The organism is Sulfobacillus sp. hq2, assembly GCF_002903155.1.
Classification (GTDB): Bacteria; Bacillota; Sulfobacillia; order Sulfobacillales; family Sulfobacillaceae; genus Sulfobacillus; species Sulfobacillus thermotolerans.
The window spans coordinates 69,362-90,405 of sequence record NZ_NWUL01000048.1 but is presented as its reverse complement, the minus strand read 5'-3'; the positions used below and the strand labels follow the sequence as shown (position 1 = coordinate 90,405).

The following is a 21,044-nucleotide window of genomic DNA, read 5'->3' as shown; positions in this document are numbered from 1 at the left end:
GTGCATGGAATGCTGCCATGCCACCCGACCACGCGAACCGGCTTACCGCTCCTTATGTACGCGTTTAAATAGGTTTGATGGAGCGGCGTAAGGTATGAGCTTTATTTCCCGTGTCGGAATAGATAAGCAGCGACAATTAGGAGACTCAAGAAAGACAGGACGGCAAGAGCCCAAACGGGGCGAGAGATATGATGGCGTTGACGCCATATCGAGACGTAAACACCCGCCCAACGGGCGAGAACAAGAAGGGCGATTCCTAACAGCGCGAGTGCCATGTCTAAACCCAACGTATCAGCGCTCCTTCTTAATCGGCGATATCGCGAGATCATGGGTATCTGCCTTTTAAACTCTGCAGTTCATGCTGTTAGCCATAAAGAACGCATCAACGCGATTATGACCTTGGTGCTCTATTGATCCGTCGTCTATGGAAGACGATGGGACATGAGACTACTTTTCCTTTTTAAAGGGCAGTTGCACCAAAGTGCGGGCGACAATGATTAAGTCCTTGAACCAGGACCAACTGGTTGCGTAATGGAGGTCATAGACCGCCTTTTCTTCAGGGCTTGACGTATAACTCCCCGCTACTTGGGCGAGACCTGTCAATCCCGGCGTGCTCAAGTGACGGAGATCGTACACGTCAATCGCCTGACGATGCTGGTCCACAAAAACGGGACGTTCAGGGCGAGGTCCCACTAAGGACATGTCGCCTTTTAGGACATTCCATAATTGGGGCAGCTCGTCTAAATGGGTTGTCCGCAAGAACTGGCCACACCGGGTCACACGGGGATCGTGGGGCTGGGATAAAATGGGTCCCGTTGCCGCTTCGGCATCGGGAATCATGGTCCGGAATTTTACCAGCATAAAGTGTTTCCCGCCCGCCGTTACCCTTTCTTGGAAATAGAGGACAGGACGGCCTGAATCGAGGAGTGTGACGAGAGCGATGACAAGAAAAAGGGGAAGCAGGACAATAAGACTGGTAGCGGAGACGACCACATCGGCTAGCCGTTTTAACGCCGCTGATCCGTGGCGGGTCCGAATGGAGGCGAGCGAAAACATCGGGACCTCGCCGACGGATGTGAGTTCGGAGCCTGCAACAAGGAGGTCATACGTATCGGGTTTCCATAAACAGGGAATATTATGTTTCATGCATTCGATAAAGTAACGGGATTTTGTGGGGATATCAACGGTGCCTAGGACCACCGCTCCAATGCGGTACCACGGGATCACCGTATTGGTGTCCTTCGGTTCTTGAAACACCATCGTAATACGGGGCAAATATTGTCCGGCTCTTCGCGTCAACGCCGACCATTCGGCTTCTTCGCCTACGGCTAGTACCGTGACGACGGGAGCGTGGCGTAAAGACCATGACCGGTACGCTAAACGCCAAATCAGGAAGAGCATCATTTGAATGCTTGCCGACAAAAAGAAGACGGTGCGAGGGAGCCCAATGGTGACCAACATTAGACTAATCATCGAAGATACGAAGCTGTTGGTGATGATGGCCATGGTCACTGAGCTCACCACTTCGTGTGAGGTTTTGTGCGTGGGGCGGTCGTAGAGGCCATAAATATAAAAGATCACCCAAAGACTAATAATCTCCCACGGCAATAAATTGGCGAAGGCCCGTAGATTATAGGGTGGTAGAGTCAGATGAAATCGTATGAGAAAAGCGATAAGATTGGAAGCAAGAAAAATGAACCCATCAATAAATCCAATTTTCCATGCGGTTAAGGCGTGACGTGTCATGCGTATATCCCCTGATGATGTGGCATTCGCCCTCATTTTCTCGCAATCGAGGGCATTGGGCAATAACTGTTGCGCAATATGTTACAGTTATTTTCATAAAGTTTATCTACCGCCATGGTGGAATAGGGGGATTGACGGCAAAATATGGCGAAGAAAGCCGGTAAATGGCGCGCTACGGCTTTGATAGCGGGACTAGTGGTCGTCGGCGGTGTAATGTGGCATGTGGTTTCGGCATCGCATTTGAAGCGAACCTTACCCGTATCACCACAGCATTTTTCAGCACACACCGCCATTGCCCCTAGGCCGTTGTATGCGGGAATTGTGGAGGGTTTTTATGGCCCTCGTTGGTCGTGGCGCCAAACCGAACAGATTTTTTCCTTCATGCACAAGCAAGGGCTCAATACGTTTGTCTATGCACCTAAAAATGTCCCGTATTTGCGCGCCCAGTGGAATGTACCATATCCCCAAAGTCATCTCAACAAACTCCATACGCTCGTGATGTCCGCGCGCGCTCACCATGTGCTCTTCATTTGTTCGATTAGTCCAGGGCTTTCGATTCAATATTCGAGCCAGCGAGATAGACAAGAACTCTTGAATAAAATCAATGCGTTGTGGGGTATTGGGATTCATGCCATCATGCTGAGTTTTGATGATATTCCTACGACGTTGAATGCGGCAGATCAAACCCAATATCACGATAATCTTGCTCTGGCACAAGCCTCTCTCGTGGATAGCATGGTGGCCAGAGAAAAAAGCCTGGGGCACCACATGCAGTTTTTTTTCACCCCGACCGTATATTGGGGAACCCAGAATACACTGTACTGGCAAACTCTTGCCAAAGCGTTGGATCCCGGAATTCCCGTGATTTGGACAGGCCCCTATGTCCTTTCCGCCACAATTACTGCGCAACAAGCCCGTCAGGTGCAAAAAGACGTGGACCATCCGTTAATGATTTGGGATAATTACCCGGTAAACGACTATACATATGTCATGTGGCACCATCCTCAAATCTTGTTGGGACCTGTGATGGGGCGCAGTCCCAATTTGCCGAATGTGGTTCGGGGCTATCTATTCAATCCCATGCTACAGCCCTACGCGTCGGAAGTGGCTATCGCGACCGGTGCTCAATACCTTCGTACCCCATCCGCATATCATCCGCTGAAGGCATGGCATCAAGCCTTAGACATGGTGGCGGGACCTGGGGCGGCGGAGGCGCTGCAAAGTTTCGCCGGAGCTAATTCTGTGAGTTTTCTGCACCCCGAGCCCTTAGATCCTTTAACGGCCAATATCAAAGCCTTTTGGACGGCACAGACGGCCGGCAAGGATCTCGAGAAGACAGCGTTATATGCCGAATTTGCCCGCTGGACGCGCAATAGTGCGGTCTTGCAGCAAAAGCTGCCGCCCGAACTATTCCAGGAAATAAAGCCATGGGTATCTTTGTATGCCCGCGAGGGCATATTGGGTGTCCAAGTCATCAAGGCCTTGCAAGAACACAGGCCAAGCTTGGCCGCTTCGCTTAATGCCGCGCAAAGTGCAATTGAGGCAACGCCCGATCAGTTAAGCGTATACCAGAGCCTTAACCAATGGTTTGCCAAGGCGTTAAACCACTTATCGTCGCATGCTTAATGGGCTTCTTGATGGGCACGTTTAGGAGCGACATCAAAAAACCCGATGACGGTAGCCATAAAGATAAAGCTCCCCGGGATCAGCCATAACGTCAACGATCCCAAAGCGCCCAGCACGGTCGCTACCAGGCCAATCCAGGAGGCGGCCAATGGCTTGACCAAAAACAGTACACCAGAAATTAAGCACAGCACACCGACAGCGACCGTCAGGTGTGAGGCGGAAACCCCATAACGACTGTAATTATGGAATAGGGCAGTATAAACGCCGGGAATATGCTCAAAGAGGCCCGCCAAAATGCCGGTAACACCGCCCAGGATGCCCAGTACAAACGCCATATATTTCATGATCATCAAGTCTCCTTACCGACCAGAGTGATCCGTCCCTTAGGGCCATGGACGGTCAAAAATCTTAGACAATTTCAGCCGATATTGTTGAAAAGAATAGTTCTTGAGCGTTCGTGCACTAAAGCCGCGAACCGGAATACCACCATGTAATACCCACCCGACCCCTTGACCTTCGTCAAGGGATATGAGCATACCACGCAAATGAGGGCGGAATTCGGGGCCGGGTTGGCCTTTGGTCAAACGGCTCGCAATCGTCTGTCCGACGAAGTTGCCGGCTAGGGCTGCTAATTGTGCGGTTGCAGGGATATCTTCTCCATCCACAACCACGTGCCATAAATCACCGGCGACAAAGACTTGGGGTAGTACTTCCCCATAACCGTCTGCCACTGGATATCCCCGACTATCCACCGGCAATCCGCTTTGGCGAATCCACGCGGGTGGCGTAATGCCACCTGCCCAGATAAGAATATCATACCCATAATGGTCTTTTTCTAGTTCAATATGCGTGTCTGTGACGCGTACGAGCTTTTGGCCCATGACGACGGTGACACCCGCAGCAATCAGGCGTTTATAGGCATACGTGGATAAGCCAATGCCTAAGGCCGGAAGTAGTCGGCTAAATCCTTCGACAAGAATCACATCGTGGTCAATGGCCAACATGCCCGCAACTTCAACCCCGGTCAACCCCCCACCGATGACCGCGACCCGTTGGTCTTTGGCGTAGCGCAAAGCATCTTTTATGCCTCGGGCATCATGACCGTCGCGCAACGTGTGCGCCACCTCACGAAGTCCCGGAATCGGGGGCAGAGAAGGTTCTGAACCTGGCGCTAACACGAGCCAGTCGTACTGCACGGGATCATGATCTTGGAGTAACACCGTTTTATTATGGGTATCCAAACCGACCGCAAAATAGGGAAGCCGTGAGACCGCCACTTCTTTTAATAGTTCACTATACGGCATCACGTGATGGTCCACGGTGTCGTGTTTTGCTAAAGCTTCTGGCAGCTCGGGTATGAGCTGATGTCCTTCTCCCGGTTCAACTAAGATGAGTTCGGTCTCTGGGAGATCACGTAGCGCGCCTAATGCTCCTAGACCGGCATACCCGCCTCCGACCACGACAATCTTTTGCACAATGACTTCCCCCTGAATGCGGTTTGCTGCTGAAAACGTCTACCATACGTTAATGATGCCATAACGCTTGCGTTTTATCAATTGTACGCACTGCCGCCGCCGGAGGTTAGGCATGGTGCCTAATTTTCCTCGTGAACGCTTTACAGACGGGCGGTGTGGGGAATGGAGGAGCACCCTGTGGGATCAAAGACCAACGGATTGGGTTCAGCGCGGAAAGCTCCGGTTGAGGATGACTTGGCCCTCTCTTAACTGTGCGGAAAGTGTATAATGAGAGAATTATAAGAATAAAAAGGCAGGGAGTGATCGTTGTCATGAGTGAATTTGCACTGGGTGATGTCCCTCTGATTGCCCCGCATTATCAGCCATCTGGTCTCATGCCCATAAAGACCATGGACGAGTACCGGGTGTTATACCAACAGTCGATTGAGAATCTTGGCCAATATTGGGCAAAGGTGGCCCATGAACTGGAATGGATGGAGCCATGGCAGGTAGATATGGAGGGCAGCTTGCCCGACTTTCGCTTCTTTAGCGGCGGCACGACCAATGTGTCCGTCAATTGTATCGACCGGCATGCCCGAGCGAATGGGGCGAAAACCGCGTTGATTTGGCGAAGTGAAACGGGGGAACGGCGCGAATGGACCTATCAACAGCTACTCTCCGAGACGGCTCGCTTTGCCACGAGCCTTAAGGCCATGGGCGTGGGCAAAGGGGATGTCGTGGCGATCTTTTTACCGAATTTGCTCGAAACCTTCGCGGCCGTTCATGCCTGCTACCGCATTGGGGCAATTTACAACATTGTTTTTTCTGGTTTTTCCCCCGAGGCTTTGTTTGACCGGCTGATTGATACCCAGCCACGCGTTGTCGTTACCGCAGATGGCACCTTCCGGCGTGGACGCGTGGTGCCTTTAAAGGCTGCACTCGATAAGGTGATTGACCGTTTGCCGAGCATTGAACATGTCGTGGTAATAAGGCGTACAGGTCAAGACGTGACGATGCGTGCGCCGCGTGATATCTATTGGCACGAGGCGTTTAACGACAATACACCTTTAGCAGATCCTGTGCCCGTGGAAGCGAACGAGCCGGGCTTCATTATTTATACGTCGGGCACCACGTCCAGGCCAAAGGGCCTCGTGCACTCAGGCGTCGGCTTTTTGGTGGGAACGTATCACAATGTGCGCTATTCTTTGGATATCCGGCCAGAGGATGTGTACTGGTGCACGGCAGATACCGGATGGTTAACGTTCCCCATTTTTGAATTGGTGGGGGGCCTGGCCCACGGAGTGACCGCCATCGTGTATGAAGGGGCAATGGATTACCCGAACCCGTCCACCTTCTATCAAATTATGGCAGAACACCGGGTGACCAAGATTTTTACCGCGCCGACGTGGTTGCGTATGCTGGCACGGTATGGTCCAGACCTACCGGCGGCGTATGATTTGTCGCCCCTCGAGCTCATTGGGTTGGTCGGAGAGCCCCTAGACCCCGCCACCTGGCAGTGGGTGCAGCGTCACGTCGGAGCCGGTCAGGTCGATATCAACAATACCTATGGACAAAGTGAAACGGGCAGTGCGTGGGTGTCCTCTGTGGCGGGGGTGACGCCGTTAAAACCCGGATCATGCGGCTGTGCCTTGCCTGGGCATTCCTATGCGATTGTGGATGCAAAAGGTCAGCCTGTGGCGACCAATGGGACAGGTATTTTAACGATAACGGCTCCGTTTCCCGCCTTAGCGCGAACGATTTGGCATGACCCCGAACGCTTTACCACGCAGTATTTTTCCCAATTTCCTGGTCAGTACACGACATTTGACAGCGCGGTCCAAGACCGGGACGAGCAATTGTGGATTTTAGGACGTGTGGATGATGTCATTAATGTGGCCGCGCACCGCCTCTCGACCATGGAGATGGAAAGCGCCATATTAGATCTCGACGGAGTAGCCGAATCCGCCGTTATTGGCGTTGACGACGCCGTCAAGGGACAGGTTCCTGTGGCTTTCATTACGACACGGCAAGCGACTATCACGGCAGATGAGTGGACGCATCGTGTCACCGAACAGATTGCCGAAAACATCGGAGCTATTGCTAAACCTGCTCAAGTTTTTGTCGTCGATGCGATGCCGAAAACGCGGAGCGGAAAGATTGTGCGTCGACTTCTCAAAGAGATACTACTTTCCGGCGAAGTGAAGGGGGACATTACCGGTCTTGAAAATCCTGAAGTGATTGATGCCTTATGTGCCACCATACGACCCGAAGGCCGCTAAATGTTTAGCGGCCTTCGGGCTTCCTCACTCATTCGGTTGACAAGCTAGGATCGACTTGCTCAGAAGACGGAACAATTTTGACGAATGCCGCATCGGGTGTATCCCAGATGCGCTGCAAAGCGTCTGCAGCGTCCTCTTGATTGGTGGTTCGCAATACTTGCAATGCGGGCGTGAGCAGGTCGCGAACGGCCGTAATATCCGGTGCGCTTAACGGCACGATGGACACCTTGGCTGACTCCGCCAACCGGCTTCGCAAGAAGTCTACCGTTAAGCCGTCTTCGGGGGAGTGCTTGACATAAATGACACCGCCCGTCATTCCGGATGCAAGCCACGGTCCTGGATCTCCCAGCACGAGACCACGGCCGCGGGTCATATATTCAAAGCCAAACCCTTTAATCGCCGCGCTATCCCACAAGGATGCCGCATCTTTAGGCGTCGGAATACCTTGGGCGAGAATTACGATATCAGCACCCGCTAAGCGAATTCCGGCCCGCGCGTCGGCTCCTCCCTGGACGATAAATAGCCCGCCTTGAGCTCCATACGCCATACTTTTGCCGACATGTCCGCCATAGAAAACACCGTCTTGATTGGGAGCTTTGACGACGGCGATTAATCCTCCCGACGCGCCTTTGCCCACGCCATCTTGTGCACCGCCGTGAGCAATCAGATGCACGCCATGGCTAAGAAACGCCCCAAACCCTTGACCCGCGACACGCTCAACCGGATTCAGTATCGGGGTTTTGATGTCCTTATAGCGAATACGTTGGCCAGAGACATTAGTCCCAATGGAACGGCTATTGCGCAGACGGACGGCGCCCTTTGCGGAGAGGCCTACGGCTTGGCTATTTTGCACCCCGTATTCATCTTGTTGGATAAGGTCACCCAGCTCTTCAATAAAGGTTTCATAGCCTAATACCGCATTGAAGGCGGACTGCTGAAGCAATCCCGACTGACCCACAGCGTCTTGTACGCTAGTAAAGCCTAATTTGCGCAGGTGCATGCGGACGCCGTCGCCTAGTTGACTGTAAAAGCTCACCAGCGCGTTCACCGCAGCATCTAGTTCTTGGGGAATAAACCGTTTGAGTCCCCGCATTTGCGCTTCTTCTATGGATTCAATCTGCGTCGTAATCCCCACATGGCAGGTATCAAGCTGGCATCCTCGGCAAATCGTGCACCCTAGCGCCATCATACTAATGGTTCCAAAACCCACCCGATTAGCCCCTAATAATATCATGCGCACGACGTCGGCGGCGCTCCGAAGACCGCCGTCGGCCCACAGTTCAACCCGGTCGCGAAGGCCCGCCAGAGTCAAAGCGGTATGGGTCAAGGGCACGCCAATATCCGCAGGAAGCCCTACGTGCCGCAGTGCATGCATACGCGCCGCGCCGGTGCCTCCATCAAAGCCTGACAAATTGATGACATCAGCTCCGGCCTTGACGATGCCGATTGCGATGGTCCCAATGTTGGGCACCACCGGCACTTTGACCACGACGAGCAATTCAGGATTGGCTTCTTTCAGTTCATCGATTAGCTCCTTCAGATCTTCAATCGAATAGAGATCGTGGTTGTTGCTAGGTGAAATGAGATCAACCCCGGGCATGGCACTGCGGGCTTCGGCGACTTTGGCGGATACCTTTTTCCCGGGCAAATGCCCACCTTCGCCTGGTTTTGCGCCTTGTCCGATTTTGATTTCCGCGTAGCGTGCTCCATTCAACAACGTGGTGTTAATGCCAAAGCGCCCTGAAGCAACTTGGTGACCTCGCCAATGGTAGTACTGCCCAATCATATCGGGAATTTCTCCACCTTCACCGTTCATAGACAGCATATTGAGACGCTTGCCCGCTTCGGCATAGGCTCGGAAAGCAGTCTCCCCCTGAGACCCGAAAGACATAGAGGAAATCACAAAGGGTAACGAATGTTCACCAACTTCTAAAGAGACGGGCGTGTCAGCATGTAAGGCGCGTTCGGTCCGAAAAGATAGTGTTTGCCGTAGCGCGATCGGGTGTTTCGCCTCGTTGTGCCGCATTTCCTCTTCATAGGTCGCAATGTCAATCGATCCAGCGATTAATTTTTTAACCGCCTTAAAGACATAGTTAGTGGCCCGCGGGATGGGCATGAGGCGCGTGGACGCATCCCGCCACATGTTGCGCTCTTGTTGTTGTTGGCGGCGGTGGTCTAACCACGAGTCATAGGGGCTGGCGGCAAACGAACGGACCTGAAGCACATTAGCTACGGGATCGGGCAAGCCGATAGCCGAGAATACACGGCCATAGCCTGCCAATTCGTGAATGCCCATGGTCGATATCACTTTTTCGAGACCATGATCCATCACCGTGCGTGTTTTGATAAACTGCTCCGGGCCCGCCACACTCCACATCAAATAGGGATCTAGAGCATTGGCGCCGAGCCCTAGGAGTACAGCCCCATCGTGAAGGTTGCGAATCATGGCCGAGCGTACCACAATACCCGTGTTCCGTCGCAACCCTGCGTCAATCAAAGCTTGGTCGACGGCGGCGATGGCCAGGGCGGGGTCTAAGCCAAGGGTTCCTGGCGTCTTGGCCGCATCACTGTCGTCAAAAAGGAGGAGTTCTGCGCCATCACGGACCGCTTGGACTGCGGCTGCTGCGAGAAGTTGACACGTGGGCAATTCGTCCGCGTCCAAAGCCAGTGTGAGCGGTAGAGTTGCAACAAACCCCTCAAAGTGTTGAGTAATGGCCGTCACGTCCTCGTCATTGAGCCAGGGCGACTCCAAGGTCAGCGGAATGACGGACGGGCTGATTTGCTTGCTCCATGCGGGACGCTTGCCTAAATAGGTGCGCAAGGAAAAGTGTTCCGATTCCCGTTCACGATCTAATGCGGGATTGGTCACAACCGCGACGGTCTCTTGCAAGAAGTCACTGATATTCACCACGGACTCTGAAAAAGGCGCCAACGGTCCATCAAAGCCCAAGGATCCAATGGGTTCACGGCCTTCTTGAGCAAAGGTATGCACGAGTTGTTCGTCATCTTTATGCCAACCGTTCATCCGAAACCACCATACCGGATATTGAGGACTCACGGAAGACGACGACCGCGACCATGATAACGGTTCGGGACCCGTAATACGCGTGGCCAATCGGTCCATCACGGCGTGTTGCTCAATACGCCGAACCTCGCTGGTGGCATCCCATTCAAAGGCCACCATTTGTCCCGGCCCTATTACTTGTGGTTCTGCAATCCATTGGTCAGGGGAAGTGATACCGGGCTCGGATGAGAGAATATAAGCATCTGCAGTTTCTAAGATCCACAACGGCCGAAGACCTAAGGCATCGACCGCGGCGACGACCGAATTGCCCATTCGGTGAACGATAGCGGCCGGACCTTGCGCATAGGGTCCCCAAATGCTATGAAGCTTGTTCCACAGCGCCTGTTCGGCTTCGGGCAACGCTGCGATGACAGCCGGGGAGGGGCTGATGGCCGTACGAACGGCTTCGGCGTGGCCTAACCCATCTCGCCAAACCAGTGCGGTAATAAGGCGGTCAAGATTTTGCGAATCACTCCCGTCCGGAATGGTCTGGATTCCATGCGCCGCCATTTCGCGCTGGAGGCGGTCGATGGTGTCAATTTCGCCATTGTGGGCTAGACCTAAAAAGGGTTGCACGCGCGACAAATCCGTGGCAGTGTTTGTGGAAAACCGGTTATGACCAATGACGACGCGGGGCTGAAACGCGGAAGATGTTTGATCTCCTAAGACCCGTTCTAACGCTTCGGGCCCTTGCGTGACTTTCAAGACAATATGCGTATTACTAAACGAAGCGATGCGCCCAGGGAAGGCTCGTTCGAGAGCTTCGAGGGTGCGGTAAATCTCTTGGGGGTTCACACTCGCGTCATCAAGCCATAAGGCATGAGAATCCAATGCTTGCCCATTATCTGTTAACTCCAGGTGTGATAAAAGACGCCGAAACGGCGTTCCTATCAGCGCATGACCTAATGTGTGAAGGCTGTCGCGCCGCTGCGTCATCGGCGTCACGACTTGGAAAATCCAAAAGTTTTCGGTAAACGGAGAAAGAGGGATATCATGTTCGGACAATCGTTGTGCCCATAACGCGCGCGGAATGTCCACTAAAAGGCCCATACCGTCACTGCGTCCATCAATCCAACCGGCCCGGTGATCCATTTGGCGGAGCGACTCCACACCAACTTTCCACAGCGCCACGCTTTGGGTGCCGACACCTGTAGGTTTCTTCGAAATGGCTGCGTAAATAGCACAGGCATCGTGTTCGATGCCGATATAGCGAAGCGCCTGTAGGGAGTTTTCCATCATCAATCCGCCTTCTTTCTAAAAAAATCGCCGGATGGCAAATAATCAATAAAATGAAAGTTTATGCATAAAATACTTAAAAAGTGATAATCGAAAGAATAATATCGTTGAGGACGACCTCTTCGCATTGAAAAACTAGGGTATCAGCGTCAAGGTAACCACAGGTGTTGCGTGAGTAACAACGACGGAATCGAGCTGTGCAATGCCTTGATTCGAATAAACTTCCATGAGAATAACTTAATTCTTAGGATAGCACGATGTGCGCGAGCTTCCAAGAGGCTTTGCCGACAAATTTGTGAGATCTTCTAAATAATTTTGTGAGAGGTACTGAAAGTGTTTCGAAAAGAAATGTGCCCTGGGCTTTAAAACGGCAGAATCCTCCGCTATTCCGTGGATAGATTCTGACAAGGCCGTATCGTTCCCGATTCCACCGACTCTGCCACAATTCTGTATAATACGAGAGATAGCAAGACAGGAGGGTTCCATGCGAATAGTGGAAGTCATCACGGGAGGGGAGGCCGGTGGTGCACAACGTCATGTGGCAGAACTGACGTTATATCTTGCAGATCGCGGCCATGACGTGCATGTTGTGCACGGTGGAGGGGACTGGCTTAGCCAACGCGTGGAACATGTCGCCACGGTGCACTATATGCCGCCCATGCGCCGGGCGATATCGGGGCACGATCTGGTGGCCTTGCGCGATTTGACCCGGGTTATTCGGGATCTTCGACCAGCCGTCGTGCATGCCCATAGCTCGAAGGCAGGCATTTTAGCGCGCAGAGCGGGTATGCGCTTAGGAGTGCCTGTCATCTACACAGCGCATGGGATGGTCTTTACGGATCCGATGCGCTCACCACGTAGTCGGTGGCTCTACCGGGTCTTAGAGACGTGGGGAAGTCGGCACAGTGCGGCGGTGATTGTTATGACCCGGTATGACGAAGCGTTTGTCCGGCGTGTAGCGCCTAAAACCTTGGTGGCGTATATTCCAAACGGAGTTACCGTGCAAACGGGGCATCAACCCACCCTCCCCGACCGGTTGAGAATTGGCTTTCTTGGACGATTTTCTGCAGAGAAGGGCTTGCCGACGTTTTTAACCGCTGCACGCATGAATCCCCAATGGACCTGGATGATAGCGGGGGACGGCGCCTTACGCGCTCTTGTGACCGAGGCCGTGGAGGCATGCCCGCAGGTGTCGTGGCGGGGCTGGATTGACAATCCGGAAGAGTTTTTTAGGGAAATTGATGTGTTGGTGCAACCGTCTTTTAAAGAAGGATTGCCCTATACCGTTTTAGACGCGTTAGCTCGGGGAATCCCCGTGGTTTCTACGCCGGTGGGAGGATTGCCCGATTTGATGACGGCGATTGATGGTGCTTTGCTATTTCCAGTTGGCGATGCGGCGGCAATGGTTCGTGCTGTGCAATATGTGGCCCATCATTATGCGGCGATTGCGCAAAGGTCACAGACCGTCATTGCCGAACACTATACGTTGGAGCACCAACTCAGGAATACGGAAGCGGTCTTATTACAGGCGGAGACACGACGCGCATGAAAACCTTGATTATCTCGACGATTGATTTGATGGGGCCGGCTCAAGGGGATCGCCTCCGATTGGATAATCTGATTCAAGGCGCCCAAGCGTTGGGGTCTGTGGATCACTGGCGTCTAACGCCTACCTATGACGTGCGTCACCAGATGCAGGCGTGGTGGCAGACACGGTCGCTATACTGGGCACGTGCGTATTACGCGCCGCGAAATCCACCCACCACGGCCTATGATGTGGTGATAGCCTTTCAGTTACGAACAGCCCCATTTGCTTCACTCATTGGGGGCCGCCACCGCATTTTGGATTTGACCGATAGTTTGGGTTTGTTTCGCCATCGTCTGGAGCAGGCCCATGTTGGCCGCTTGCGGCAGTGGATCTTGCACGGAATTGAGGCCGCAGAAGTCGCGTGGGCCAAGCGTTTTGATGATGTGTGGGTGAGTGGTTGGCAAGATGCGCAATGGCTCAAGGAGCACGGGGTCACAGCCCAAGTGGTCGCTAATGCCGTACGGGAGAAAATCTTGCTACCGCCAGGAAATCCCCGTGATCTACTCTTTGTGGGCAACCTTGCCTATCTGCCCAATCGCACAGGATTGCAGCGCTTTTTACGCACAGTTTGGCCCCACTTGGCTCGCCATCAATACCGCTTGCATGTGGTCGGATGCGGGAGCGAACGCATTCGGGGGGAGGGGATTATAGCCTATGGCTATGTGCCCAATCTTCAAGAGATCTACCGTCAAACCGGCATTAGCCTCAGTCCCGTTGAACTAGGCACGGGAACACAAAATAAAATTCTTGAAGCGATAGGCTTTGGTCGACCCGTCATTTGCAGTCCTACAGGGATCATGGCATTGCCGCAGACCATTCAACGAGGCATTCATGTGGCAACACAACCCGAGGATTGGTTGCGCCATGTCGAGGCGCTGCAAAATCCAGAAGTCTACCAACGTACGGTCGGCGCCGCATGGTATGCGGTGCCGCAATCGGGGGAGCCTGTTACCCGTCGCTTGCGGCATTGGATGGAGAGTGAAACTTGACCGATGCCGCGTCAGCAACTGGAGAACTGCGCACCACCTGAAGGGGCCAGTCATAGTGGATGGCTAACGCCGTCCATGCGGATTCTACGTCTGAGACGTTGTCAGGCGGCACCAACGCTAAAATTGTGGGGCCTGATCCTGATAACGTGGCAGAATAAGCGCCATGGGCGTAACTGGTTTGAATCAGGTCGTCAAGCCCCGCCACCAACTGGGTACGGTAGGGTTGATGCAATCGATCCTCAGCCGCGTCACGCAGCAGGGACCAGTCGCGACTGGCCATGGCATGAACCCATAGCCCTACCCGTTGGGCATTGAAAATCGCGTCGTCGCGCGCAACATGAGATGGAAGGATGGCGCGGGAATCTTTCGTGGGCACGGGATAGCTAGGAATCGCTAATAAACTGATTAACGGCGGGGGAGCATATTGGCTGACCGCTAATTGATGATGGCGATTGCGATAAACTAAAACAAAGCCGCCATATAGGGCTGCGGCAACATTATCCGGGTGGCCTTCTAATGCCGTAGCACGTTCCAAGAGAGCTGCACGACCTAGGGGATGGGGCAATAGCGCATTGCCAAGCAATAACCCGGCCACAACGGCCGCCGCACTGGATCCTAATCCTCGACTGACAGGAATGTGATTGGTCACGCGGACGACGCCAGACGGTAACGGCTCGCCCGTCATCTCTTCGTACAACTTAGTAGCACAGGACCAGATTAAATTGCTTTCGTCAGTCGGTAGCTCGTCTGCCCCTTCGCCTTCAGTGAAAATATGAAGGGAAGAACTTGGGTGATATGTGAGCGTTAACTCCAAAGATAAGGCGAGACCGAGACTGTCTAAGCCGGATCCAAGGTTGGCGCTCGTAGCGGGCACGCGCACTTCAAGCACAGTCTCACTCTCCTAGGGCGTCATTAAGTCTGCAATAGCGTTCAGCAATTCGTTGCTGGACACCACTTGGGGTTCAACGGCTGCCCACAGTCCTGCTGTGGCGGAATCCTTCAAGCCATTGCCTGTCAAAATGGCCACAATATCTCCTTCGGGAAGCCGCCCTTCTTGATATAACATTTTGAGCCCGGCATAGGCGGCAGCGGAAGCCGGTTCGACAAACACACCGCCATGAGCCAATTCTTTTTGCGCCTGCAAGATGGCGTCATCAGAAACAGATCGGAACTGTCCCCGTGTCGTCGCAACGGCTTCTCGGGCGAGATGAGCACTAGCCGGCTTACCGATGCGAATGGCGGAGGCGACAGTCGATACGTTGTCCAAATCATGGCCTTGCACTAAGGGGTCAGCGCCTTGCGCCTGGATCCCGAACATTTGCGGCAATCCCTCACCGCGTCTACGGAATCCATGAAAATAAGCGGAAATATTGCCCGCATTGCCAACCGGTAGGACAAACCCAGCGGGCGCATGCCCAAGGTCATCAAGAATCTCGTATGCTCCCGTTTCTTGCCCGCGAAGCCGCCATGGATTTACAGAATTTACCAAGGCAATCCATTGTTCAGATTCTGCAACGTGACGGACAGCACTGAGGGCTTGATCGAAATTGCCTTCAACCGCCAAGATAATGGCTCCATAGGCGCTGGCTTGAATCATTTTTTGCAGTGCCACTTGGCCATGAGGCACCACAACAAAAGCTTTTAAACCACCGCGCCCCGCATAAGCTGCCGCTGATGCCGCGGTGTTTCCCGTCGAGGCGCAGATAACCGCCGTGGCCCCTTCATATTTCGCTTGACTGACCGCCACGGTCATGCCACGGTCTTTAAATGACCCGGTGGGATTGCAACCTTCTAACTTTAACCAAATATGATGCGGACCCCAATCCGCCCAATGGACCATGGGGGTGGAGCCTTCTCCTAACGTCACGGGGGTCAGATCAGGTAGTCCTAACCACGGGTGGTAGCGATGAATGAGTCCCTTGTTCATTAGATGGCACACTCCTGAGAAAGATGTTTACATGCTAGCATAGTCTCGATACGAAGCTCAACCATTTTTGAGAAAATTGGCGGTTCCACTACAATCATTGTCGCCTTGAGCACCATAACCTATAAAATATCCCCTACTGTCTTCTAACGGAGAAAGAGAGCAGGGGATATAATAACGGCAAGACGTTGAATACACGCATAAATCTCCTCAATCGAAAGAGAGATTATGCAAAACAGCGTAGAAAATCGGCTGTGGTCATGCGCCGTCCAACGAGAAAGGGGCCGAATTCTGCAAACCGCGCGCTGGCTTCATCAAACCGCATTTCGTAGATCAGTTTCTTGAAGTCCAAGGTGTCGTCAGCATAAAGCGTGACCCCCCATTCCCAGTCATCAAGCCCTTGTGAGCCTGTGATGATCTGAGTGACCCGGTCAGCATACTTATGCCCGATAATCCCATGTCCTTTCATGATCTCACGCCGCTGTTCTTTGGTGAGGGAATACCAATTATCCTGTCCTTCGCGCCGCTTATTCATCGGATAAAAGCACACGTAGTGGGTTTTCGGTAAAATCGGGTAGAGGCGCTCTTTGGTACCGGGTAGTTCCGTCAAATCGCGCTCAGATTTGACAAGATATTTGCTCAGTTCTACCACCGAGAAATAGGAATAGGGCTTGCGTAGAACTTGGCCTAAGCGCGACTGATCGACGGCCAGCTCAATCTCGGCTAACTCGTCCATCGATGGGCGCATGTTTAAAAACAACAGATCCGCCTTATGCCCAATAATTTGATAGCTGCCCGTGCTACCCTGGCGGGTGTCCTCGACTTGGTTCCAGTATGTGAGGATTTGACGAAATTCTGCAAGACTCTCTTTCTGCTCCTCTGGTGACCATTTCGCCCACACGGTACGGTCAATCTGGCGAAAATCATGCAGTGCATACCAACCTTCTACGGTTTCAATTGGATCTGGCATCGTTTGTCCCGCCTTACGTGAGAATGTGAAGCGCCCCGTACCTAGCTCATATCAGGCCAAGAGATTTGTACATTCTAAACTCCCTGTGCCTGGCTTTTCGACCGGGTTCTTAGCATATTTAGTATAGCACACGCTTCAACACGGATTCGCTCGTGGCGTTTGGTATACTGGAGGAAATCAGTCACTAGAAAGGGGGCAGACTCCGTTGATGCGGACGACGTCCGTATTGCGAGTCGATGAAATTCATGCCGGAATTTCCAGATATCCCACAAGATGCTTTAACCCGCTTACAACAAGATAGTGGGCACTTTGTTTTTACGAGCGATTTAAGCGTGAATGAATTTGTCTTAGTGGAAGAAGCAGGATTTACCCCGTTAGGGCTTGTCATGGGATCGTCGATCTACCATATCGGCTATCAACAAGCAAACTGGACCAAAAACCAAGAAATGACGGTTCTGTCGCAAGCCATGTACAATGCCCGTGAGCTGGCGATGAGCCGTATGGAAGAAGAAGCGGATGCCTTAAAGGCTGATGGGATTATTGGGGTGCGTTTGCAGGTAAGTCACAAAGAATGGGGCCAACACGTCGCAGAATTTGTAGCGGTGGGCACGGCGGTACGCGCTAAGGATGGAACAAGCCACCGGACAATAAAAAATAAGCCGTTTACCTCCGATTTATCCGGCCAAGATTTTTATTTACTCATGCAAGCGGGGTATCGGCCGGTTAGCTTAGTGATGGGTTCGTGCGTGTATCATGTCGCCCATCAAGGAGCGTTGGCGAGCATTCGTCAGATGGGCCAAAACCGCGAACTGCTGCCGTATACGCAAGGCCTTTATGATGCACGGGAACGGGCCATGGAGCGCATGCAGCTTGAAGCCGCAGATTTGCAGGCGCAGGGTATTGTTGGCGTCCATCTTGATGAGAACAATCACAGTTGGGATTCGCACATTATTGAATTTTTCGCGGTAGGTACGGCCGTTGTCAAATTTCAAGAGACCGCGATTAAAGCCCCAGGTCTCGTGTTGCCGATGAATGATACGAATGGTTAGGCGATTATCGATGAAAGGAGCAGGTTATGCCGCTATTTCGTAGACCCCCGAAACCGCCTATAGGCAGAACGTCTGAGGCTTCTGTACCGTCCGTGACCTATGAAAGCCAAAGCTTAGCGGACGTCGAGGCTGATCAAGAGGCGTTGGCGGCGGGTGATTTGCCCCGTAAGGCAAAAGAACGCCTGAACAAGACGGTGCATAAGCAACTGCCTTGGATGAGTACGTATTCGGCCCCTGACTTTTATCTGACGGAGCACTTGCAGTTGGAGCCCGTTGCACAGGTCAGTGGTGCTTGTTATTTTCATGCATCAACCGACAGTCAAGGACACATTTTTCTCGATAGCAACATGGATGCTTCGAACTTGGTTCGGGCGTATTACCGGGCCAAGGACGACGCGTTAACCCGTCTGTCGATGGAAGCAACCACCGTGGGAGCTCACGCAGTCCTCAACGCGCGTTATCGTTTTCACCGTGAGGGCACTATCGTCTCCTTTACTATCTTAGGGACCGCCGTGCGCTTTGCCCATGTGAAGCCGCCTAGCCATCCGTTGATTAGTCCACTGTCAGGGGAAGAAACCTATAAGCTCTTGCGCCAAGGATGGTTGCCAGTTGGAATGGCCTTAGGATATCACTGGCACTGCATGCCCGTCGGTTTTTCAACTAAGTACGGCATCGGGCAAAGTTGGTACAATCAAGAATTTACCAGTGTGAGCCGAAAATTAATGGATAGCCGCTCCCTTGCTTTGCGGAAAATGCGCCAAGATGCCACCCAACACCACGGCGTGGATGGTTTGGTGGGCGTCAAAGTTGACTATACGGTGGAAGAAACCGAAATCATATTTTCCCGCGGCAGTCTATACGACAGCGGGGTAACCATTGATGGTACGTTCTATCCGTATGAAGAAAACGGCCAAGTTGAAGTCCCGGCATACAATACCGAATTTTTCGCGACAGGGGCGAGTGTTGTCCGCTTGGCTCATGGGGCTGTGTCAGGGCAAGATATTGAAAACTATCTCGCGTTGTCGTAAACATAAGCGCACAAAGATCGGCGGATAATGCGTTGATCCTTGTGCGCCTAAATGACGGGTTAGCGTTCCACAGGGCCTTTCCAATTGGCCATGCCGCCCGAAAGATTGAAGACTTTCGTATAGCCTGCTTGACTAAGGAGTTCACAAGCGCGCGCAGACCGACTTCCGCTTTGGCAAACAACAATGACCGTATGGGACTTACTGACTTCTTTCAAGCGATGAACCAATTGGCTCAAAGGGATGTGGCGCGAACGAGGAATGTGTCCGGCACGATATTCGCTGCTTTCGCGTACATCCACTACAATGGCTTGTCCATTGCGCGCCATACTTTCCACGCGATCTGAAGACAAATGATGAACCAAGAACGACCACCTCTGAGATGTACTAAAGTTAAATGAAATTATATCAAAGGTTAATTCGCGACGCAATCCAGAGGCGGATGAGCCCATACCCCCGCTTAGCCTATCCATTTTTGTGGAAACACCTGAGGCGTGGCAAAAATCGCCCCGCGGACATAGAAGTTCAGTATACTGGAAACGGGGCGATGGAATAGAGCCCCAGGAGCAAGACGTTTCGTCCGTATATTAAGGAGGGCAAAGTGGATGCGCTTGCTGAACTTCATTGATGGGCAATGGGTCGCACCAACAAACGGAATCTTTCAAGAAGACTATGATCCGGCAACCGGCGAGGTATTGCTTGAAGTGCCGCGTTCGAGCCGGGAGGATACGGAACGTGCGATTGCCGCGGCCAAACGCGCGTTTAAAACGTGGCGGCTCGTTCCCGCCCCTAAGCGCGGGGAGATCTTGTTCCGTGTGGGACAAATCTTAATGGACCGCAAAATGGACTTGGCTCGGGATATGACGCGGGAAATGGGAAAAGTTCAGGTAGAGGCCATGGGTGATGTGCAAGAAGGCATCGACATGGCCTTTTATATGGCCGGAGAAGGCCGCCGAAGCTTTGGCTACACCACGCCGTCAGAGTTACCCGACAAGTTCGCGATGGCCGTGCGCGATCCCATTGGGGTTGCGGGGATTATCACCCCTTGGAACTTTCCTATGGCGATTCCGACGTGGAAAATGTTCCCGGCCCTCGTGGCAGGGAACACGGTCGTGTTCAAGCCTGCCTCGGAAACTCCGCATTTGGCGTATCATTTAGTGAAAATTTTGCAAGAAGCCGGGGTCCCTGATGGGGTGGTGAATTTGGTATTTGGCTCCGGCCAGGAAGTCGGCGAAACGCTGATTACCCACCCCGACGTGGCGTTAATTTCGTTTACGGGGTCGAATGAGACGGGGCGTCACGTCGCTCAAGTGGCTGGGGCGGGACTTAAACGGGTATCTTTGGAGTTGGGTGGGAAAAATGCCATTATTGTCATGGACGATGCCGACTTAGACTTGGCTGTAGACGGCATTATCTGGAGTGCATTTGGCACCACAGGCCAACGATGCACTGCGTGTTCACGGTTGATTGTCCATGAAGCCGTTTATGGTGCTCTGCGTGACCGTTTAAAGGAACGGATTGCTACGCTCAAGCTCGGAAGTGGATTAGATCAACAAACTGATGTAGGACCTTTGATTAATCGCCAAGCCTTGGAAAAAGTTCATCGTTATGTAAAAATTGGCCAAGATGAAGGAGCTCATCTAGAAATCGGTGGGCAAATAGCGGCTGATCCCGCATTGCAAGGGGGAAATTTTTATTTGCCCACGCTCTTTACGGACGTCACGATGGACATGAGAATCGCTCAAGAGGAAATTTTTGGGCCCGTGTTATCTATGATTCGTGTCCGTTCACTAGAAGAAGCGATTGCCGCGAACAATCAAGTCACCTATGGCCTGAGTTCGTCAATATTTACGCAGAATGTCAATCGGACGTTTCAGGCAATCAGAGACCTTGCGACCGGCATAGTGTATATCAATGCCGGTACAACGGGCGCGGAGATTCATCTGCCCTTTGGAGGAACACGGGGGACCGGTAATGGGCACCGGGAAGCCGGAACTGCGGCTTTGGACTTTTTTAGCGAGTGGAAAGCCGTCTATGTCGATTTTAGTGGAAAGTTGCAACGGGCTCAGATTGATGACTGAGGACCAACGCACT

Annotated in this window: 15 protein-coding genes; 7 read left to right on the top strand and 8 right to left on the bottom strand. The window is 52.7% G+C overall.

Annotated elements, in window-relative coordinates; all coding sequences use genetic code 11:
• Positions 1–447 precede the first annotated feature (447 nt).
• The gene (locus tag CO251_RS16295; protein WP_103376866.1) at positions 448–1,746 is read right to left on the bottom strand and encodes a sugar transferase; all 1,299 of its coding nucleotides are present in this window, start codon (positions 1,744–1,746) and stop codon (positions 448–450) included.
• 144 nt (positions 1,747–1,890) lie between these two features.
• Between CO251_RS16295 and CO251_RS16290 the strand changes: the two genes are divergently transcribed.
• Entirely contained in the window at positions 1,891–3,372 is a 1,482-nt protein-coding gene (locus CO251_RS16290; RefSeq protein WP_103376865.1) for a beta-N-acetylglucosaminidase domain-containing protein, read from the top strand.
• Here the strand turns inward: CO251_RS16290 and CO251_RS16285 are convergent.
• A complete protein-coding gene (locus CO251_RS16285) occupies positions 3,369–3,722 on the bottom strand; it encodes a hypothetical protein (protein ID WP_146039122.1) in 354 nt (117 codons plus the stop codon). The two genes, CO251_RS16290 and CO251_RS16285, sit on opposite strands and share 4 nt — an antisense overlap.
• A 33-nt stretch (positions 3,723–3,755) precedes the next feature.
• Positions 3,756–4,847: an NAD(P)/FAD-dependent oxidoreductase gene (locus tag CO251_RS16280; protein ID WP_103376863.1), complete on the bottom strand. Its 1,092-nt coding sequence runs from the start codon at positions 4,845–4,847 to the stop codon at positions 3,756–3,758.
• 311 nt (positions 4,848–5,158) lie between these two features.
• Between CO251_RS16280 and CO251_RS16275 the strand changes: the two genes are divergently transcribed.
• Positions 5,159–7,105, top strand: coding sequence for an acetate--CoA ligase (locus CO251_RS16275; protein WP_103377001.1), 1,947 nt, complete (start codon positions 5,159–5,161; stop codon positions 7,103–7,105).
• Between the two features lie 28 nt (positions 7,106–7,133).
• Here CO251_RS16275 and CO251_RS16270 read toward each other — a convergent pair whose 3' ends face one another.
• A complete protein-coding gene (locus tag CO251_RS16270) occupies positions 7,134–11,408 on the bottom strand; it encodes a glutamate synthase-related protein (protein WP_103376862.1) in 4,275 nt (1,424 codons plus the stop codon).
• Between the two features lie 481 nt (positions 11,409–11,889).
• Between CO251_RS16270 and CO251_RS16265 the strand changes: the two genes are divergently transcribed.
• Together CO251_RS16265 and CO251_RS16260 are read left to right on the top strand one after the other, a co-directional pair.
• Positions 11,890–12,954, top strand: coding sequence for a glycosyltransferase (locus CO251_RS16265; RefSeq protein ID WP_103376861.1), 1,065 nt, complete (start codon positions 11,890–11,892; stop codon positions 12,952–12,954).
• A complete protein-coding gene (locus tag CO251_RS16260) occupies positions 12,951–13,982 on the top strand; it encodes a glycosyltransferase family 4 protein (RefSeq protein WP_103376860.1) in 1,032 nt (343 codons plus the stop codon). The genes CO251_RS16265 and CO251_RS16260 overlap by 4 nt, the downstream gene beginning before the upstream one ends.
• Here CO251_RS16260 and thrB read toward each other — a convergent pair.
• From thrB to hemQ, 3 genes are all read right to left on the bottom strand, one after another.
• Positions 13,942–14,871, bottom strand: coding sequence for a homoserine kinase (gene thrB / locus CO251_RS16255; RefSeq protein ID WP_103376859.1), 930 nt, complete (start codon positions 14,869–14,871; stop codon positions 13,942–13,944). The genes CO251_RS16260 and thrB overlap by 41 nt on opposite strands.
• Positions 14,872–14,883: 12 nt before the next feature.
• Positions 14,884–15,909: a threonine synthase gene (gene thrC, locus CO251_RS16250; protein WP_103376858.1), complete on the bottom strand. Its 1,026-nt coding sequence runs from the start codon at positions 15,907–15,909 to the stop codon at positions 14,884–14,886.
• 223 nt (positions 15,910–16,132) lie between these two features.
• Positions 16,133–16,876, bottom strand: a complete 744-nt coding sequence (gene hemQ, locus CO251_RS16245; RefSeq protein WP_103376857.1) for a hydrogen peroxide-dependent heme synthase — start codon at positions 16,874–16,876, stop codon at positions 16,133–16,135.
• A gap of 245 nt (positions 16,877–17,121) precedes the next feature.
• Between hemQ and CO251_RS16240 the strand changes: the two genes are divergently transcribed.
• A complete protein-coding gene (locus CO251_RS16240; protein ID WP_103377000.1) occupies positions 17,122–17,925 on the top strand; it encodes a heavy metal-binding domain-containing protein in 804 nt (267 codons plus the stop codon).
• Positions 17,926–17,951: 26 nt separating this feature from the next.
• Entirely contained in the window at positions 17,952–18,953 is a 1,002-nt protein-coding gene (locus tag CO251_RS16235; protein WP_146039121.1) for a heavy metal-binding domain-containing protein, read from the top strand.
• 59 nt (positions 18,954–19,012) lie between these two features.
• On the opposite strand, the gene CO251_RS16230 is transcribed toward CO251_RS16235, so the two are convergent.
• Positions 19,013–19,315, bottom strand: coding sequence for a rhodanese-like domain-containing protein (locus tag CO251_RS16230; protein WP_103376855.1), 303 nt, complete (start codon positions 19,313–19,315; stop codon positions 19,013–19,015).
• A gap of 240 nt (positions 19,316–19,555) precedes the next feature.
• Between CO251_RS16230 and CO251_RS16225 the strand changes: the two genes are divergently transcribed.
• Entirely contained in the window at positions 19,556–21,031 is a 1,476-nt protein-coding gene (locus tag CO251_RS16225) for an aldehyde dehydrogenase family protein (protein ID WP_103376854.1), read from the top strand.
• The last annotated feature ends 13 nt before the right edge of the window (positions 21,032–21,044 follow it).

Bases quoted from the DNA above. Each gene is read 5' to 3' on its own strand.
- hemQ (WP_103376857.1), bottom strand. From the start codon at position 16,876: ATGCCAGATCCAATTGAAACCGTAGAAGGTTGGTATGCACTGCATGAT.
- CO251_RS16225 (WP_103376854.1), top strand. From the start codon at position 19,556: ATGCGCTTGCTGAACTTCATTGATGGGCAATGGGTCGCACCAACAAAC.
- CO251_RS16265 (WP_103376861.1), top strand. From the start codon at position 11,890: ATGCGAATAGTGGAAGTCATCACGGGAGGGGAGGCCGGTGGTGCACAA.
- CO251_RS16270 (WP_103376862.1), bottom strand. From the start codon at position 11,408: ATGATGGAAAACTCCCTACAGGCGCTTCGCTATATCGGCATCGAACAC.
- CO251_RS16290 (WP_103376865.1), top strand. From the start codon at position 1,891: ATGGCGAAGAAAGCCGGTAAATGGCGCGCTACGGCTTTGATAGCGGGA.
- thrC (WP_103376858.1), bottom strand. From the start codon at position 15,909: ATGAACAAGGGACTCATTCATCGCTACCACCCGTGGTTAGGACTACCT.
- CO251_RS16235 (WP_146039121.1), top strand. From the start codon at position 17,952: ATGCCGCTATTTCGTAGACCCCCGAAACCGCCTATAGGCAGAACGTCT.
- CO251_RS16295 (WP_103376866.1), bottom strand. From the start codon at position 1,746: ATGACACGTCACGCCTTAACCGCATGGAAAATTGGATTTATTGATGGG.
- CO251_RS16285 (WP_146039122.1), bottom strand. From the start codon at position 3,722: ATGATCATGAAATATATGGCGTTTGTACTGGGCATCCTGGGCGGTGTT.
- CO251_RS16260 (WP_103376860.1), top strand. From the start codon at position 12,951: ATGAAAACCTTGATTATCTCGACGATTGATTTGATGGGGCCGGCTCAA.
- CO251_RS16240 (WP_103377000.1), top strand. From the start codon at position 17,122: ATGCCGGAATTTCCAGATATCCCACAAGATGCTTTAACCCGCTTACAA.
- CO251_RS16275 (WP_103377001.1), top strand. From the start codon at position 5,159: ATGAGTGAATTTGCACTGGGTGATGTCCCTCTGATTGCCCCGCATTAT.